14 protein-coding genes are annotated in these 16,439 nt (G+C 62.6%); 4 read left to right on the top strand and 10 right to left on the bottom strand.

Features of this window, described 5'->3' with window-relative positions:
* Positions 1 to 12: 12 nt before the first annotated feature.
* The 8 genes from tsaE to FJ964_RS11155 all read right to left on the bottom strand — a co-directional run bounded on the left by tsaE (position 13) and on the right by FJ964_RS11155 (position 9,982).
* On the bottom strand, positions 13 to 1,524 hold the full coding sequence (tsaE, locus tag FJ964_RS11115; RefSeq protein WP_140550423.1) for a tRNA (adenosine(37)-N6)-threonylcarbamoyltransferase complex ATPase subunit type 1 TsaE: 1,512 nt from the start codon (positions 1,522 to 1,524) through the stop codon (positions 13 to 15).
* An 8-nt stretch (positions 1,525 to 1,532) separates the two neighbouring features.
* Complete coding sequence (locus FJ964_RS11120) at positions 1,533 to 4,088, bottom strand: PAS domain-containing sensor histidine kinase (RefSeq protein ID WP_140550424.1); 2,556 nt, start codon at positions 4,086 to 4,088, stop codon at positions 1,533 to 1,535.
* A 187-nt stretch (positions 4,089 to 4,275) separates the two neighbouring features.
* The gene (gene ahcY / locus FJ964_RS11125) at positions 4,276 to 5,676 is read right to left on the bottom strand and encodes an adenosylhomocysteinase (protein WP_140517752.1); all 1,401 of its coding nucleotides are present in this window, start codon (positions 5,674 to 5,676) and stop codon (positions 4,276 to 4,278) included.
* 173 nt (positions 5,677 to 5,849) lie between these two features.
* A complete protein-coding gene (locus FJ964_RS11130) occupies positions 5,850 to 6,146 on the bottom strand; it encodes an HPr family phosphocarrier protein (protein ID WP_140491179.1) in 297 nt (98 codons plus the stop codon).
* The gene (locus tag FJ964_RS11135; RefSeq protein WP_010912939.1) at positions 6,143 to 6,544 is read right to left on the bottom strand and encodes a PTS sugar transporter subunit IIA; all 402 of its coding nucleotides are present in this window, start codon (positions 6,542 to 6,544) and stop codon (positions 6,143 to 6,145) included. Before FJ964_RS11135 ends, FJ964_RS11130 begins: the two co-directional genes overlap by 4 nt.
* Before the next feature lie 164 nt (positions 6,545 to 6,708).
* The gene (locus FJ964_RS11145; RefSeq protein WP_140550426.1) at positions 6,709 to 7,155 is read right to left on the bottom strand and encodes an HPr kinase/phosphorylase; all 447 of its coding nucleotides are present in this window, start codon (positions 7,153 to 7,155) and stop codon (positions 6,709 to 6,711) included.
* Positions 7,156 to 7,352: 197 nt separating this feature from the next.
* Complete coding sequence (locus FJ964_RS11150) at positions 7,353 to 9,137, bottom strand: sensor histidine kinase (protein WP_140491185.1); 1,785 nt, start codon at positions 9,135 to 9,137, stop codon at positions 7,353 to 7,355.
* A gap of 143 nt (positions 9,138 to 9,280) precedes the next feature.
* Positions 9,281 to 9,982 carry a response regulator transcription factor gene (locus tag FJ964_RS11155; RefSeq protein ID WP_010912942.1) on the bottom strand — a complete coding sequence of 234 codons (702 nt, stop codon included), beginning with the start codon at positions 9,980 to 9,982 and terminating at the stop codon, positions 9,281 to 9,283.
* 343 nt (positions 9,983 to 10,325) lie between these two features.
* Here FJ964_RS11155 and FJ964_RS11160 point away from each other — a divergent pair, with 343 nt between their 5' ends.
* The 4 genes from FJ964_RS11160 (at position 10,326) to FJ964_RS11175 (ending at position 13,740) form a co-directional block, all read left to right on the top strand.
* Positions 10,326 to 11,936, top strand: coding sequence for a phosphoenolpyruvate carboxykinase (locus FJ964_RS11160; protein WP_140550427.1), 1,611 nt, complete (start codon positions 10,326 to 10,328; stop codon positions 11,934 to 11,936).
* 85 nt (positions 11,937 to 12,021) lie between these two features.
* Complete coding sequence (gene arfB / locus FJ964_RS11165; protein WP_140550428.1) at positions 12,022 to 12,459, top strand: alternative ribosome rescue aminoacyl-tRNA hydrolase ArfB; 438 nt, start codon at positions 12,022 to 12,024, stop codon at positions 12,457 to 12,459.
* Between the two features lie 89 nt (positions 12,460 to 12,548).
* On the top strand, positions 12,549 to 13,022 hold the full coding sequence (lysM, locus tag FJ964_RS11170; RefSeq protein ID WP_140550429.1) for a peptidoglycan-binding protein LysM: 474 nt from the start codon (positions 12,549 to 12,551) through the stop codon (positions 13,020 to 13,022).
* Positions 13,023 to 13,125: 103 nt separating this feature from the next.
* Positions 13,126 to 13,740 (top strand): alpha-ketoglutarate-dependent dioxygenase AlkB, encoded by a 615-nt coding sequence (locus FJ964_RS11175; RefSeq protein WP_140550430.1) that lies wholly within the window; start codon positions 13,126 to 13,128, stop codon positions 13,738 to 13,740.
* On the opposite strand, the gene FJ964_RS11180 is transcribed toward FJ964_RS11175, so the two are convergent.
* Both FJ964_RS11180 and coaA read right to left on the bottom strand, forming a co-directional pair.
* The gene (locus tag FJ964_RS11180) at positions 13,737 to 15,329 is read right to left on the bottom strand and encodes a hypothetical protein (RefSeq protein ID WP_140550431.1); all 1,593 of its coding nucleotides are present in this window, start codon (positions 15,327 to 15,329) and stop codon (positions 13,737 to 13,739) included. The genes FJ964_RS11175 and FJ964_RS11180 overlap by 4 nt on opposite strands.
* A 142-nt stretch (positions 15,330 to 15,471) precedes the next feature.
* Positions 15,472 to 16,431, bottom strand: coding sequence for a type I pantothenate kinase (gene coaA / locus FJ964_RS11185; protein ID WP_140491197.1), 960 nt, complete (start codon positions 16,429 to 16,431; stop codon positions 15,472 to 15,474).
* Positions 16,432 to 16,439 lie beyond the last annotated feature (8 nt).

Genomic DNA, 16,439 nt, shown 5'->3' on the forward strand with positions numbered 1-16,439 from the left:
CCGGTATCGTTGTCACGGCGTTTGCTCCTCCAGCAGACCGTGGGCGGTATAGAACTCGCGAAGGCCGGCCAGGGCAGGATGAGACAGCGCCCGGCGCAGATAGTCGCGGATACGCGGCAGGTGCTTCAGATAGTAGGGCTTGCCGTCGCGTTTTTCGAGCCGGACGAAGATGCCGAGGATCTTGGAATTGCGCTGCGCCGCCATGATCGCATAGGCCTCGAGGAACGCCGCCTCGTCAAATGGGTCGGCCGCGTGGCGGGCGGCGATATAGGCATCGAGCGTGCGTTTCTCGATGCCTGGCGGGATGGTGACGCGCGCGTCCATGGCCAGAGAGGCGACGTCGTAAGCGGCGGGGCCGATCAGCGCGTCCTGGATATCGACGATGCCGAGCCGCTCATGGCCAGAGCGCTCAGCGCGCCAGATGATGTTCGGCGAATGAAAGTCACGCAGCATCAGCGTGTATTGGCTGTTCGCGAGCCGGTCGAGAACCGCGTTCCACTCCTTGTGGTAGCCGACGCGCAAGGCATCGCCCGCCGGAGCGCCCGTCAGCATCGGCACGTACCAATCGACCAGCAGGTCCGCCTCGATCAGCATGGCGTCGCGATCGAAGGGCGGCACATCGTGAAACACGCCGGGCGCGGCCTCCATCCGGTGGGGCCAGGTCTTGTCATGCATCATGGCGAGCAGTTCGGCCGCCGCTTCATAACGCCCGGCGACCGGCCTGCCATGTCCGTCCAGGAACCCTTCGGAGCCCAGATGTTCGAGCAGCAGGAACCCCTGGTCGAGATCCTGCGCATGGATTTTGGGGACGCTGACCCCGGCGGCGAGCAGCGTGCGGTCGATGGCGGCGAAGGCGGACACCGACTGGGCGGTGTGGGCGATGACGCCATAGGGCTTGCCGTCGCGCACCGGCGGACCCAGCACCAGCCGCGGCGAGTTCATCAGCACCCTCGCGGCATGGCCTGGAAGCGAGACAATTTCGTAGGAGCGGGCAGAGGCATCGCCGATGAAATGGCGGCGGCTGGCCTCGCCCCATCCAGCGCTTTCGAGGAAACCGCGCATGGCGAGCGAGCGCGCCACGCGATCGTAGGCAGCGCCTTGCCCGGACAGTTTCGCCAATCGGCCATCACCATGCTGGACCAATTCGATCAGCACGGCGGTCCCAGGCAAATAACCCTCAGCCCGTTCCGGCCATTCGACGAGGGCCGCGCCTTGCGCCAACGCCTCGTCGAAGCCCAGTTCATCGAGCTCGGCTGCCGAGGACAGGCGGTAGAGGTCGAAATGATGGACCGGGATGCGCGTGTCGTAGCTTTGCACCAGGGTAAAGGTCGGGCTCGGCACGTCGAGGCCGGCATCGTCGGCCAACGCCCTGATCAGCGCCCGCGCCAGCGTCGATTTGCCGGCGCCGAGATCGCCCTTCAGCGCCAGGACATCGCCGGCGCGCAACGCCAGCGCCAGATCCTCACCCAGCCGCGCCGTCTGTGTTTCGTCGGCGAGTAAACGCTCGAGCATCAATGCGGCCATCGAGTGCGCTACTCGGCCGCGGCGCGGATGCCCGGCATGTCGGGAAAGGTGCAGATGACGGTCGTGCCCTTGTCCTTGCCGGTTTCGATGCGGACGCTGCCGCCATGCAGCTCGACGAAGCTCTTGACGATCGAGAGGCCGAGCCCGGCGCCGCGCCGGCGGCCGCCATTGGCGCGCGGCTCGAAGCGGCGGAACACCGAATCAAGCACGTCGGGCGGCATCCCGGGTCCATCGTCGTGGACCGAGAATTCCACACCGTCCGCCAACTGACGGCAGGCGAGCCGGATGGCGCTGGCCTCCGGCGCGTAGTTGGCGGCGTTGCTGAGCAGGTTATAGAGGATCTGGCGGATGCGGATTTCGTCGCCGTGGAAGGTCTTCGGCGCCGCCGCGGCATCGACCTCGAGCCTGATTGAATGCTCTTCCAGCCGGTCGGCAACCAGCTCGGCGGCGGCGGCGATGGTGCGGTCGACATGGACCTCGGAAATGTCGAGCTGCATGATGCCGGCATCGACCGTGGCTAAGTCGAGTATGTCGTTGACGATGGTCAAAAGCACCGAGGATGACGAGCCGACATGCTCGACATATTCGCGCTGCTTCTGCGTCAGCGGACCGGTGGCCGGCAGCGACAGCAGTTCGGTGAATCCGATGATGTTGGTCAGCGGCGAGCGCAGTTCGTAGGACACGTGCTGGACGAATTCGTTCTTGAGCTGGTCGGATTTCTCCAGCGCCTCGTTCTTGTCCTTGAGCGCGCGTTCGACACGGACGCTGTCGGTGACGTCGACAAAGGTCATCATCACCTGCCCGTTGGGCAGGGGGATCACGGCGTAGCGCAGCACGGTGCCGCTGTTGAGCTCGGTCTGCCCGTGGCGGTCGCGGCGCTCGTCGTCGAAGCCGGTGATGGCTGCGACGAAGCCGCCCCACGGGCTGTCGATCGCTTGCCGGTCGCAAAGCTCACGGATTGCGGAAACATGGACATTGGGCCTGGCGGTTTCGGCGTCAAGGCCCCACAAAGTAGCAAATGCCGGGTTCGACAGGCGCAGTCTGCCGTCGGGGCCGAATACCGCCACGCCTTCGGCGAGGTTGTCGAGTGTCTCGCCCTGGACCCGCACCGCGGTGCGGTAGCGGCTTTCGAGGTCCATCTTCTCGGTCAGGTTCTCGAACACCCAGGTGACGCCGCCTTTGGGCTGCGGATTGGCGACGACGCGGATGGTCTTGCCGTCGGGCAGGTGCCACCAATGCTCCTGCGATTCCACCGCGCGGTAGGCGCCGAGCAGGCCTTCCTTCCAGCGGCGCCACTCCGGCTGCTCGGCGATCTTGCCCTCGCTGCGCAGCCGATCCAGCAGCAAAGCGTTATCGGGCGCGCTGTGCAGGAAGCCTGCATCGAGGCCCCAGAGTTTCTGGAAAGCCTGGTTGAAGAAGCGCAGCTTCTCGTCGGTGTCGAAGATCGCGACCGCCGTGTTGAGCTGGTCGAGCGTGTCGGCGTGGCTGCGCACGGTGCGCTCATATTCGCTGCGGATGGTTTCGATTGCACTGGTGTCGCAGGCAAGCCCGGCCGAACCGTCGGCGCCGGCGAAATCGGTCACCGCGAAAACGCGGCGGTCGCCTTCGATCACCGTGGAAAGCGTCTGTTCGAAGACCGGATGGGACTTGTGCTGGGCAGCGATCGCTTCGCGCGCCTGGCCGCCGAGGAATTCCTTGGCGTCGCGGACAGCCATCTCCGCGCTTTCAGCCTCGACCGCTTCGGCATAGGCCCGGTTGACCCATCTCAGGCGGCCGTCCTCGCCGCGCAGCCATGCCGGCATCTTCAGCGCCTCGAGCAGGCCGATCATCGTATCATGGTCGGCGGCCAGCCGCTGGTTCTCGATCTTCAGCCGGGCCTGGCTGCGTTGCGTCTCGGAAAGGGAAACGAACCGCACCAGCACATGCGCCGCACTCTTGCGGCCATGCACTTCCAGCGGAGCGCCGGTCTGGGTTTCGATGACGAGGTCGAAGGACACGGCCTTTTCGCGCAGCCCCGCGACGGCATGCTCGAGTGCCGCCGCCGAGCGCGGCATCAGCCAACGGCCGAAGGCAAGGAAGGCGGCCCGTTCCTCGGGCGCGCCGCTTTCGACCGGCAGCGTGCCGATGATCTCGGGTTTCTTGTTCTCCGAGGCCCAGACGACGACACGCTGGTCGCGCAGATTGAGCAGCGCCTCCGAACGGCGCAGCGCCGCGTTGATGTCCGCGATGCGGCTCCTGAGCTCGACATTTTCGGCCGAGGTACGCGCTCTCTCCCGGATCAGAACGATGGCCGACAGGAATGCCGCTCCCATCACTCCGACAAAGACGGCAAGCTGCACGACCTCGACCGTGCTCACCGACAGGCTGGCGGCCTCCGCACCAGCAGCCCGGGCGTGGGCCGCCGTGCCGGCCAAAGGCCAGCCAAGTGCGGAGCCGGCAAGGAACAGCCCGGCGCGCGCGCGCAATGAAAGGCGCTCGCCTCGCGTGGCGGTGCCGGTAATCCTCGAATCGTCATGGCCGCCGGAAACGGCCCGTCCCGCGTGAAGCGGGTTATCCCCCGGCATGTCTTGGTCCTCTTCGCCGCCTGAATGCAAGACCGCCCTGATGCGTACGCCGGTCCTCGTCCCCGGACCGCGAATCACAACAATAGCGCCTGCTGGAATCGGCGTGAAGAATCATTCGGCGCAAAAATAAAGCCGGGCGAAAAGTCAATCGCCCGGCGTCAATATCTGGTAGGAAATTCAGCTTTGGTTAATAGCGGTAGTGTTCCGGCTTGAACGGACCCTGCGGGGTCACGCCGATATAGGCTGCCTGTTCGCCCGACAGTTCGGTCAGGCGGGCGCCGAGCTTGTCGAGATGCAGGCGCGCGACCTTCTCGTCGAGATGCTTGGGCAGCACGTAGACCTGGTTCTGATACTGCTCGCCCTTGGTGAACAGCTCGATCTGCGCCAGCACCTGGTTGGTGAAGGACGCCGACATGACGAAGCTCGGATGGCCGGTGGCGTTGCCGAGGTTGAGCAGGCGGCCTTCCGACAGCAAGATCATGCGCTTGCCATCGGGGAAGGTGATCATGTCGACCTGAGGCTTGACGTTGGTCCATTTCAGGTTGCGCAGCGATGCCACCTGGATCTCGTTGTCGAAGTGACCGATGTTGCCGACGATCACCATGTCCTTCATCGAACGCATGTGGTCGAGGGTGACGACATCCTTGTTGCCGGTGGTGGTGATGACGATGTCGGCGGTGGGTGCGGCATCTTCGAGCGTGACGACCTCGAAGCCGTCCATCGCCGCCTGCAGGGCGCAGATCGGATCGACCTCGGTGACCTTGACGCGGGCGCCAGCGCCCTTAAGCGAGGCGGACGAGCCCTTGCCGACGTCGCCATAGCCGCAGACGACGGCGACCTTGCCGGCCATCATGGTGTCGGTGCCGCGGCGGATGCCGTCGACCAGCGATTCCTTGCAGCCATATTTATTGTCGAATTTCGACTTGGTGACCGAGTCGTTGACATTGATGGCCGGGAAAGGCAGCAAGCCCTTCTTCTGCAGCTGGTAGAGCCTGTTGACGCCGGTGGTCGTCTCTTCGGTGACGCCCCGGATCGCTTCCTTCTGCTTGGTGAAGAAGCCGGGCGAAGCCTTCATGCGCTTCTTGACCTGGGCATAGAAATATTCCTCCTCCTCGCTATGCGGATTGGACAGCACGTCCTCGCCGGCCTCGGCGCGCGCGCCGATCAGGATGTACATGGTGGCGTCGCCGCCATCATCGAGGATCATGTTGGAGGTGCCGCCATCGGCCCACTGGAAAATCCTGTCGGTGTAGTCCCAGTACTGCTCCAGCGTCTCGCCTTTGACGGCGAAGACCGGGATGCCGGCCTCGGCAATGGCCGCGGCCGCATGGTCCTGGGTCGAGAAGATGTTGCAGGACGCCCAGCGTATATCGGCGCCGAGCGCCTTCAGCGTCTCGATCAGCACAGCGGTCTGAATGGTCATGTGCAGCGAGCCGGTGATACGCGCGCCCTTGAGCGGCTTCTTGGAGCCGAATTCCTCGCGGCAGGCCATCAGGCCCGGCATTTCGGTTTCGGCGATCTCGATTTCCTTGCGGCCCCAGCCGGCAAGCGAGATGTCGGCGACCACATAGTCCTTGCTACCCGTCATGGCAGTGCTCCGATGCGAATTGTTACGCTATTGAATTGGTTGCGGATGCGCCCGCGCCGGCAGGCGCGTCGAAGGGCGCGAATTGCCCGCCTGACTAGCAGATCGGCGTCAACACGACAATGGGATATAAAGAAATCTTTATCCCTGCATGTCTTTCGTATGGAGGTAAGGGATCAGCATTCCTCGCCGAAGCGGGACGCCACCAGCTGTTCCAGCGCATTCATGACCTCAAGCGCTTCGGGACCGCTGGCGGTGACGCGAATCGAATAGCCCGGACTTGCCGCCAGCATCATCAGGCCCATGATCGAGGTGCCGCCGACCTTGACGCCGTCCTTCTCGACATGGACCGACGCGTTGTAGCCGCTGGCGAGCTGTACGAACTTGGCCGAGGCGCGCGCGTGCAGGCCGCGCTGGTTGACGATCGGAAATTCGCGGACGATCTGGTCCTTTTCCGACGACATCGTGCTCATTTGCTGCTCAGGAGCTGGCTGGCGACATTGATGTATTTGCGCCCCGCCGCCTGCGCCTCGTCGAGGGCCGCCGCCATGTTGTCGCCCTTGCGGATCGACGAGAGCTTGATCAGCATCGGCAAATTCATGCCGGCGATGACTTCGGTGCGGCCGGACTCCATCACGGAAATGGCAAGGTTCGAAGGCGTGCCGCCGAACATGTCGGTCAACACGATGACGCCCGCCCCGGTGTCGACACGGGCAACGGCGTCGACGATGTCGCGCCGGCGCTGCTCCATATCGTCGTCAGCCCCGATCGCCACGGTTTCGAAATTGTCTTGTGGCCCGACGACATGTTCCACTGCATGTCGAAACTCGGTGGCCAGTTGACCGTGCGTTACAAGCACGAGTCCGATCATTCTTTGGTGGCTCCCGTCATCGCCGCTTCACAGGCGTATTTTATGCTCGCCAGCCATTCCAGGCGGCGGGAGCGCTATCTTGTCGACGCGCGGCTCGTTGACAAGCCCAAAATTGCGCCGGCCCATGCCATTTTGACGCATTGCAGCAAAAAACCCCGGGCACATCATAGAAAAGGCGCGATCGACAGCCGCGCCATCACCGCGGGCAAGGCAGCGGCAATGTTGCGCTCCGCAAGGTCGATGCGCGGCACCGGGCAGCCCGCGACCGGCTCGCTGATTTCCTCTTGAAAGCGAGCCATTTCTGTCTTCGCCACCAGCCGCACATGGAGGTCGATCACGCCGCCCGACTCGAATGGCAGCGGGCGTGGCATGAACCCTGGCACCTCGGCGAGACCGGCGATGGTCGCTGGCACGCGGCAGACCAGCCGCCCGGCGTGGGCCGAGGCAAGCAGCCTGTCGTCGCCGATCAGCCGCGAGAACAGGCCGCGCGCCCGGCAATGGTCCAGGAGCGTCAGCGCCAGCGTCGTCTTGCCGGCGCCGGACGGCCCGGTGATGAGGACGCCGCGATCGCCGATCAGGATCGCGGTTCCGTGGATGTTTTCATGCTGCATGACCGGACCGGGTCATTCCACCGTCATCCTCGGGCTTGTCCCGAGGATCTGCCGGCCTTTCGATTGTTTTCACACCATGGTCTCGTTGCGCGCCAGATCCTCGGGACAAGCCCGGGGATGACGACCGTAAAGCTGCGATATCCGGCATCATGCTTTTTAGCACGATTTGATCCGAAAATCGGTTCCCACTTTCGGGATCATGCTTCGGCGGGCAGCGTAACGACGAAGCGGGCGCCCTTGATCTCTCCTGGCTTGGTGCCGGGGATGTTCTCGGCGGTCAGCGTGCCGCCATGGGCCTCGACGATCTGTCTGGATATCGACAGGCCAAGGCCCGAATTCTGGCCGAACGCCTCGCCGGCGGGCCGGTCGGTGTAGAAGCGTTCGAAGATGCGGTCGATGTTGTCGGCGCGGATGCCGGGACCATTGTCGTCGACGGTGAGGATGTTGAACTTGCCGGTGCGCGCCAGCGACAGGATGATGTGGCCGCGCTCCTCTGGCACGAAGGAGCGGGCGTTCTCGATCAGGTTGGTGATGACCTGGCCGATGCGCAGGTCGTGGCCGACGACGAAATAGCCCTTGACGCCCTGCGGCAGCTTGGCGACCCTGAGCTCGATCTCGACCGCCTTCTTGTTGCGCGTCGTTTCACGCGAGACAGCGACGAGGTCGGTGATGAACTTCTTCAGGTCCACCGTCCCCGCGTCATCCCGCGCCAGCTCGGCGTCGAGACGGGAGGCGTCCGAAATGTCGGTGATGAGGCGGTCCAGCCGCCTGACGTCGTGCTGGATGATCTCCATCAGCCGGCTGCGCGAATTGTCGTTCTTGGCCAGCGGCAAGGTTTCCACCGCGCTGCGCAGCGAGGTCAGCGGGTTTTTCAATTCATGGGAAACATCGGCGGCGAAGCTCTCGATCGCCTCGATGCGGGCATAGAGCGCGTTGGTCATGTCGCGCACGGCAATCGACAGATTGCCGATCTCGTCCTGCCGGTCGGAGAAATCAGGGATTTCCTCGCGGCTCTTGACGCCGCGCCGTACCCGCACGGCCGCCGCAGACAGCCGGCGCAGCGGATTGGCGATGGTGGAGGCCAAAAGCATCGACAGGATGGCGGTGACGAGCGCCGCGATGCCGAAGACGCGCAGGATCGCCTTGCGTTCGGCGGCGACGATCTTGTCGATGTCGCCGCCTTCGGTCGACAGCATCAACACGCCGAGAACGGCGCGGAAGCGCTGGATCGGCACCGCGACGGAAACGATCTGCTCGCCCTGTTCGCTGATCCGGACGATGGTCGACGGGCTGCCGGTCAGCGCCTTGACCACTTCCGGGAAGGCGGCGCCGTTGCCGCCCGGCTGCTCGTGATAGACCGGCAGATCGGTGTTGCGGAAGAAGTCGAAGATGAACTTCTGGATGCGTTCGACAAGGTCGGGCTCTTCCTCGTCGACCGGCGGCAGATCGTAGCGAAGGATCTGGCCGCGTGAATAGAGATGGCGCGAATCGAGCAGCAAATTGGCGTCGCGGTCGTAGATGCGGGCGCGGGTGCGGGTCGGCGAGATCAGCCGGCGCAGCACCGGGGCGACGCGTTCAGGATTGATCGGGAAATCCAGATTGTCGAGCTGGTCCGAGCCCGGTCCCAGGCTTTCGCCGGCCTGCAGCTCAAGCAGCTTTTCCGGATCGATGCTGATCGAATCGGTTTCGACCGTCGCCGAGGCGGCGATCGCGCCGGCGATGATCTCGCCCTGGGTCATCAGGCTTTCGACGCGGGCGTCGATCAGCCCGTCGCGGAAGGTGTTGAGATAGAGAATGCCAGTGACCAGGACCGCGAGGCCGGCGAGATTGAGGAAGAGGATACGCCGCGTCAGGCTGGAAAAGATGTGATGGCCGAGGAAGCGGCGCATGGGCACGGTGAGCTTCGACAGGAACGCGGGCATGATCCGCGCCGGCCGCCTTGCAACGCCCGCCGATCTGCTCCGCTGTGCTTCCACTGCCATCGAACAGCAGTTCCCTGCTTAGTAATTAGTGAGTAGCGGGTAGCGAATAGAGAAATGGCTGGCTGAGATCGCGGCGATGCACGGGGGGCCGCTCGCACCATTCAAAACTGACTACCGACTATTCTCTATTGTCTACTGCCTATTCACGCTTCGCGGAACCGGTATCCGACTCCGTAAAGGGTTTCGATCATCTCGAAGTCGTCGTCGACGGCCTTGAACTTCTTGCGCAGCCGCTTGATGTGGCTGTCGATGGTACGGTCGTCGACATAGACCTGCTCATCATAAGCCGAATCCATCAGCGCATCACGACTTTTTACGACGCCGGGGCGCTGTGCCAGCGAATGCAGGATCAGGAATTCGGTGACGGTGAGCGTCACCGGTTCGCCCTTCCAGGTGCAGGTATGGCGTTCCTGGTCCATGACGAGCTGGCCGCGCTCGAGCGAGCGCGCCTGCTGGCTGGGCGCTTTTGCCGCGGCCTCGCGGGCGCTGGCACGGCGCAACACCGCGCGCACCCGCTCGACCAGCAAGCGCTGCGAGAAGGGTTTGCGGATAAAGTCGTCGGCGCCCATCTTGAGGCCGAACAACTCATCGATCTCGTCGTCCTTGGAGGTCAGGAAGATGACCGGCAGATCTGATTTCTGGCGCATCCGGCGCAAGAGTTCCATGCCGTCCATGCGCGGCATCTTGATGTCGAGGATGGCGAGATTCGGCGGGCGCGCCGCCAGGCCTTCCAGCGCGGACGCACCATCCGTGTAGGTCTCGACGCGATATCCCTCGGACTCGAGAGCAATCGACACCGAGGTCAGAATGTTGCGGTCGTCATCGACAAGCGCGATTGTTGCCATTTCAAGCGGCTCCCTCATGAGCTGTCCCTTCTTTCGTAGAGAAGGGGCTTTTGCAGGACAAATTAGGTACAAAATGTGGCATAGGCCTTCACCGCTGTCACGCGCGGCATGCCGGCGGCCACGATCGCACCTCGACATGGATTGGACGAACGAGCATCGCCAATCCTTTGGGCAACCACGAAACTTTTTGCATATATAAACGATTTAAACAACTTTCAAAATATTTAAATCGATTAATGATTTGATATCATTCGGCTTTTCTGGTTCTCACCGTCTAAGCTCGCGTAGTGGGCGTGCCGGAAACGCGCCGGCAAAGATGCGGCAAATCGGAGAAGGGTCACCCATGTCGGAAGTCGGCAAACGCAATCCTGCCTGCGCGATCGATCGTATCGGTCTCAGAACCTCTGGCCTGGTGCGCTACAATTTCGGTGCGGCCGCCCTCTACGAGGAATCGATCAGGCGTGGCGAAGCCCGGCTGACCGCGCACGGCGCGCTGGTCGCCGAAACAGGCCAGCACACCGGCCGTTCGCCCAAGGACAAGTTCGTCGTGCGCGACGGCGCCACCGAGCCTGAAGTCTGGTGGGACAACAACAAGGCGATCTCGCCGGAGCAGTTCGAGACGCTGCTCGAAGAGTTCCGGGCGCACGCCGCGGACAAGGATCTTTACGTGCAGGACCTGGTCGGCGGCGCAGACCATGAGCTAAAGCTGCCCACCAGGGTCATCACCGAGTTTGCCTGGCATTCGCTGTTCATCCGCAACCTGCTGATCCGCCCGGAAGCCGCGGAGCTCGACCATTTCGTGCCCGAGATGACGATCATCGACTTGCCCTCCTTCCGCGCCGACCCCGCCCGCCACGGCACCCGCACCGAAACCGTGATCGCCGTCGACCTCACCCGCAAGATCGTGCTGATCGGCGGCACCTCCTATGCCGGCGAGATGAAGAAATCGGTGTTCACGATGCTGAACTACCTGCTGCCGGCCAAGGGCGTGATGCCGATGCACTGCTCGGCCAATGAGGGCCCTGGCGGCGACGCCGCGATTTTCTTCGGCCTGTCGGGCACCGGCAAAACGACGCTGTCGGCCGATCCGTCGCGCACGCTGATCGGCGACGACGAGCACGGCTGGGGACCGCACGGCATCTTCAATTTCGAAGGCGGCTGCTACGCCAAGACCATCAAGCTGTCGGCGGAAGCGGAGCCGGAGATTTTCGCCACCACGCAGCGCTTCGGCACGGTGCTGGAGAACGTCGTTCTCGACGCCCACGGCGTGCCGGACTTCGACGACGGACGGCTCACCGAGAACACGCGCTGTGCCTACCCGCTCGACTTCATACCCAATGCCAGCAAGACGGGGCGCGCCGGCCATCCCCGGAACATCATCATGCTGACCGCTGACGCGTTCGGCGTGATGCCGCCGATCGCACGGCTGACCCCGGCGCAGGCGATGTATCATTTCCTGTCCGGCTACACGGCCAAGGTGGCCGGAACTGAGAAGGGCGTGACCGAGCCCGAGGCGACGTTCTCGACCTGTTTCGGCGCGCCGTTCATGCCGCGCCATCCCTCGGAATACGGCAATCTGCTGCGCGAGTTGATCGCGCAGCACGGTGCCGACTGCTGGCTGGTCAACACCGGCTGGACCGGCGGCGCCTACGGCACAGGCAGGCGGATGCCGATCAAGGCGACGCGCGCGCTGCTTGCCGCGGCCCTCGACGGCTCACTGAAGACGGCTGGTTTCCGCACCGACGTCAATTTCGGCTTCGAGGTGCCGGTGGCGGTCCCGGGCGTCGACGGCGCCATCCTCGACCCGCGATCGACCTGGGCCGACAAATCGGCCTATGACCGGCAAGCGGCAAGGCTGGTCGGCATGTTCGCCGTCAATTTCGAGAAGTTCGAAAGCCATGTCGACGCCTCCGTCCTCGGCGCGGCGCCGCACATGCAGGAAGCGGCGGAATAGTCGCCCACCACGCTCAGCCGTCCTCACAAGGCCCGGTCCCCGATCGGGCCTTTTCTTTTTTCGTCCGCCGCGCCATGACTGCGGCATGACGAGCGACGATACAATCATCATTGCCGACGATGCCGTGATCCATCCGGGCGATCTGCACGAGGATTTCATCCGCTCGTCCGGCCCCGGCGGGCAGAACGTCAACAAGGTGGCGACGGCGGTGCAGTTGCGCTTCGATGCACGCAACGCGCCCGGCCTGTCTGAACGCGTGCGCGAACGCACGATCAGGCTTGCCGGCCAGCGCGCCACCAAGGACGGCGTCATCGTCATCGAGGCCGGACGCTTCCGCACGCAGGAACAGAACCGCGCGGACGCACGGGCGCGGCTGGCGGCGCTGGTCGCCAAGGCGGCCGAGCCGCCACCGCCGCCGCGCAAGAAGACGAGGCCGTCGAAAGGCGCGGTCGAACGGCGGCTGAAGAGCAAGGCCGGACGCGGCACCATCAAGAAACTGCGCGGCCGGATAGAGAACGATTAAGCAACACACCAGGCGCGTGTATAAAACGGCTTCCCATTTCGGATCGTAGATGCAAGGTTTACTCTTTGCCACAGCAAGGAGACCTGGAAATGGGTATGTTCGATTTCGTCAAGAGCGTCGGCAAAAAGCTCGGTATAGGCGGTGACGAGGAAGCGGCGCCCAACGCCGATACGCTCAAGAAGGAGCTCGATTCGCACAAGCTCGGCACCGATGGCGTGCAGGTCGTCGTTCAGGGCGACACGGCGGTGCTGAAGGGCGTGGTCAAGGACCAGTCGGTTTTCGAAAAGGCGGTCATCGCCGTCGGCAACACGCTCGGCGTCTCCAAGGTGCAGGCGGACGAGTTGCAGGTCGCACCGGCTTCCGGTTCGGCGGCGGCCGCGGCCAAGGAACCGACCTTCTACACCGTCCAGAAGGGCGACAATCTCTGGAAGATCGCCGAAAAGAGCTATGGCAAGGGCAAGGGCGCCAAGAACACGGTCATCTTCGAGGCCAACAAGCCGATGCTGACCCATCCCGACAAGATCTATCCGGGGCAGGTCCTTCGCATCCCAGACCTCACCTGATCAAGGGAAACGCGAATCTGTCGGGAACGGCGGCTTTCGGGTCGCCGTTTTCGGTTTCAGATGGCAATGTTGAACCGACGAAACGGAGCTAGCGACCCACCTCATGCTCGTTCTGCCCAAGGGCGTCCGCCACATGCCGGCCTATCTGTCCCGCGACGTGCAGGAGGCGCTGGTGGAGGATGTGAGAGGCATCGTCCAGCAGGCACCGCTGTTCGTGCCGGCCATGCCGCGTACCGGCAAGGAAATGAGCGTGCGCATGACCAATTGTGGCCCGCTCGGCTGGGTCACCGACAAGGAACGCGGCTACCGCTACCAGCCGACGCACCCGGTGACGGGGGCGCCGTGGCCGCCGATCCCGGACGTGCTGATGCGGCTGTGGCGAGAGGTCTCGGCCTACCCGCATCCGCCGCAGGCATGCCTGGTCAATTTCTACGCGCCGGATGCAAAGATGGGCCTGCACCAGGATCGCGACGAAGAGGATTTCTCAGCACCCGTCGTGTCGGTCTCCCTGGGCGACGATTGCCTGTTCAGGGTCGGCCAGGCGACGCGCGAGGGGGCGACCCGGTCGTTCAGGCTGAAGAGCGGCGACGTGGTCGTGCTCGGCGGCGAAGGACGCCTCTGCTTCCACGGCGTCGACCGCATCTATCCCTCGACCTCGGCGCTGCTGAAAAATGGCGGCAGGATCAATCTGACGCTGCGGCGGGTGACGAAGAGTTAGTGAGCACTGCTGCGCCGCGCATAGACCTCGATGTAGTCTCCTAGCGCGATCTCGTCGTAATTGCTCATCAAGGCCTGGAAGTCAGCGTTCTGACGCATCCAGACAGTCCATATTGGAGGATAATTCGCCGCCAACGACAACACCGATTTCTTCTTGTCCAAGCGATCGACAAGGATGATGTCCGGCTTGTTGTCGCGGATCAAGGAGTTGACATAGAGCGTATAGTTGTCGAGGTCGTGCCGCGCTATTCGTTCGTCTTCGCCGTGATAGTTGCCTTTCATCAAACCCCAAAGCGCATGGGCGCCAACCCAATCATGAGCGTAGGCTGAAAGCCAGCGGCCATTGACCATCCTCGCCAGCGGATTCCCGACGGAAAGATCCGAACTGACCTGAACAATGGACGGCGAGGAGTATCGGGCCTTGATTGCATCGACCAGGCTCTTTTCCGGCACCTGGTAAAACTGGTGGTGCGTTACCGTCAGAGCGACTACCACAGCAAAGGCGGCGCTAGAATGAAGCCTTGCATTGGCGCGCTCCGAGGCCGCTTCTTCTCCTGAAAGCGCGAGCACTTTTTGCCGTCGCGATGCAACAGCCAACAGCATCGCGATCAGCAACGCAAGCTGATACGGATACTGGTGATTGGGCCAATATTTGCCAAGATATGCCATCGAGACAAAGAAGCCTGCGCCACTTGCAACCGCAATTGTCACATCACTTCGCCAGACGGATTTCCGCATCTGGAAAGCTATGAAAACGACAAACACCACAAAGGTTGGCAGCGCTACCAGAATATTTATGTTGGCTCGTAGACTGACATAATAGCGCATCAGCAAAGGCAAGAACGTATCAAGAAACTCCGGGAACCATATTCGCACGCTGGCGAGATACGTCGTGCAAATCGCGCCTATGACGATGTTTTCGACGGTCAAGCAGGCCATCAGCGACCGCTTTCGCCAAGCGATGACAAGATAAGGCAGCGCGATGCCAAGTGCCCAGTGCGGCTTGACGAGCAGCAGCACGCTTGCCGCCAGCCCGACGGCGAACGCAAGCGCGAAGGGTATATGCTGGCCTGGACTGTCGTTGGAACGCCACATCATCAGGAACAGCATCGGCATGAACAGCATCATACCGATATGCTCGCGTTGTCCGAAAATATTCCCTGGCATGATCAGAAGCAGAACCGCGAGCATGGGATAGACCCACTGGGTTCTGAGATCGACAAAGATCCTGCCTTTCTCGATCACAAGGGCCGACAACAAAATCGAAATGACAAAGATGAGATAGATGAAATATTCGATCGCCAATTCCGGCGAAATTCCCAACCTGTGGGACAACCACACTGGTCCGATATACAGAGCGACCGAAAAAGGCGGGTTGGTTTCCAGAATGTCGACATAGAGTTTCTGACCAGAAAAAATCTTCTCGCAGATAATGATTATCCAACTCACATCGGTGTTGCCGCCCGCTGTCCAAGGCATGAAAAAGGAGATCACGACGACCAGTCCAACGAGCAAGAATTGCCGCAAACTGCCGATGCGGTAGTGAGATGCGATTATCGCATCGAACGTTCTTGCGCCCGACAAGCTCATACGACTGCCTCTACAAGGACAAGCCTTCGCAAAAGAATAAAGGCCATGATCGAAACGGGGACGAAGGCATAGCTGCTTGCGATCCCACTAAGATTGCACCGAAAACTAGCCCGGATAGCCTAAAGTGCCGTTAATCGCGCCGCTAAAGCTTGCGCAGCGCCACTTCCTCGACCAGGTGGTCGGCGCCTTTGCGCAGGATCAAGTCGGCGCGGGCCCGTGTTGGCAGGATGTTCTCGCGCAGGTTCTTCAAGTTGATGTTGGTCCACAGGCCTTCGGCAATCGCCCGCGCCGAATCCTCCGACAACTGCGAATAGCGATGGAAGAACGATTCCGGATTGCGAAAAGCGGTCTCGCGCAGCCGCATGAAGCGCGAAATGTACCATTCGTGGATCAGCTTCTCGTCGGCATCGATGTAGATGGCGAAGTCGAAGAAGTCGGACAGGAAAGGTACGATCTTGCCGTCCTGCGGCAGCTTGCCGGGCTGGAGCACATTGATGCCCTCGAAGATCAGGATGTCGGGCCGGTCGATGGTGACGAACTCGCCGGGAATGACGTCATAGGTGAGGTGCGAATAGACCGGGGCGCGGATATCGGGCAGCGCCGACTTGATGCCGGAGAGGAAGCGTAGCAGCGCGCCGACGTCGTAGCTGTCGGGAAAGCCCTTGCGCTCCATCAGGTTTTCGCGGCGCAGCACCTCGTTGGGCAGCAGGAAACCATCGGTGGTGATGAGATCGACCTTGGGGCTGGACGGCCAGCGCGCGAGCAGTTCCTTCAGCACGCGCGCCGTGGTCGATTTGCCGACCGCGACCGAACCGGCGATGCCGATGATGAAGGGCGTCTTGACCACGTCCGAGGCGTTGAAGAATGCCTGGCGCTGCCGGAACAGCAACTGGCTGGCCTCGACATGCGCCGACAGAAGCCGCGACAGCGACAGATAGATGCGCTTGACCTCTTCGAGATCGATCGGATCGTTGAGCGACCGCAGGCGGCGGAATTCATCCTCGCTCAGCGTCAGCGGCGTGTCGGCGCGGAATTGCGACCATTGCTCGGCCGAGAAGAAGCGAAAGGGGGAATATTTCTCGGTCGGTGCGAGCTGATCCATCGAGATTC

This window comes from Mesorhizobium sp. B2-3-2, from assembly GCF_006442295.1.
Taxonomy (GTDB): Bacteria; Pseudomonadota; Alphaproteobacteria; order Rhizobiales; family Rhizobiaceae; genus Mesorhizobium.

Excerpts from the sequence above, each read along its gene's own strand:
- FJ964_RS11130 (WP_140491179.1), bottom strand. The coding sequence starts at position 6,146 with ATGAGCACGATGTCGTCGGAAAAGGACCAGATCGTCCGCGAATTTCCG.
- FJ964_RS11155 (WP_010912942.1), bottom strand. The coding sequence starts at position 9,982 with ATGGCAACAATCGCGCTTGTCGATGACGACCGCAACATTCTGACCTCG.
- arfB (WP_140550428.1), top strand. The coding sequence starts at position 12,022 with ATGACGAGCGACGATACAATCATCATTGCCGACGATGCCGTGATCCAT.
- lysM (WP_140550429.1), top strand. The coding sequence starts at position 12,549 with ATGGGTATGTTCGATTTCGTCAAGAGCGTCGGCAAAAAGCTCGGTATA.
- FJ964_RS11180 (WP_140550431.1), bottom strand. The coding sequence starts at position 15,329 with ATGAGCTTGTCGGGCGCAAGAACGTTCGATGCGATAATCGCATCTCAC.
- FJ964_RS11120 (WP_140550424.1), bottom strand. The coding sequence starts at position 4,088 with ATGCCGGGGGATAACCCGCTTCACGCGGGACGGGCCGTTTCCGGCGGC.
- FJ964_RS11150 (WP_140491185.1), bottom strand. The coding sequence starts at position 9,137 with ATGGCAGTGGAAGCACAGCGGAGCAGATCGGCGGGCGTTGCAAGGCGG.
- FJ964_RS11145 (WP_140550426.1), bottom strand. The coding sequence starts at position 7,155 with ATGCAGCATGAAAACATCCACGGAACCGCGATCCTGATCGGCGATCGC.
- FJ964_RS11160 (WP_140550427.1), top strand. The coding sequence starts at position 10,326 with ATGTCGGAAGTCGGCAAACGCAATCCTGCCTGCGCGATCGATCGTATC.
- FJ964_RS11175 (WP_140550430.1), top strand. The coding sequence starts at position 13,126 with ATGCTCGTTCTGCCCAAGGGCGTCCGCCACATGCCGGCCTATCTGTCC.
- FJ964_RS11135 (WP_010912939.1), bottom strand. The coding sequence starts at position 6,544 with ATGATCGGACTCGTGCTTGTAACGCACGGTCAACTGGCCACCGAGTTT.
- coaA (WP_140491197.1), bottom strand. The coding sequence starts at position 16,431 with ATGGATCAGCTCGCACCGACCGAGAAATATTCCCCCTTTCGCTTCTTC.
- ahcY (WP_140517752.1), bottom strand. The coding sequence starts at position 5,676 with ATGACGGGTAGCAAGGACTATGTGGTCGCCGACATCTCGCTTGCCGGC.
- tsaE (WP_140550423.1), bottom strand. The coding sequence starts at position 1,524 with ATGGCCGCATTGATGCTCGAGCGTTTACTCGCCGACGAAACACAGACG.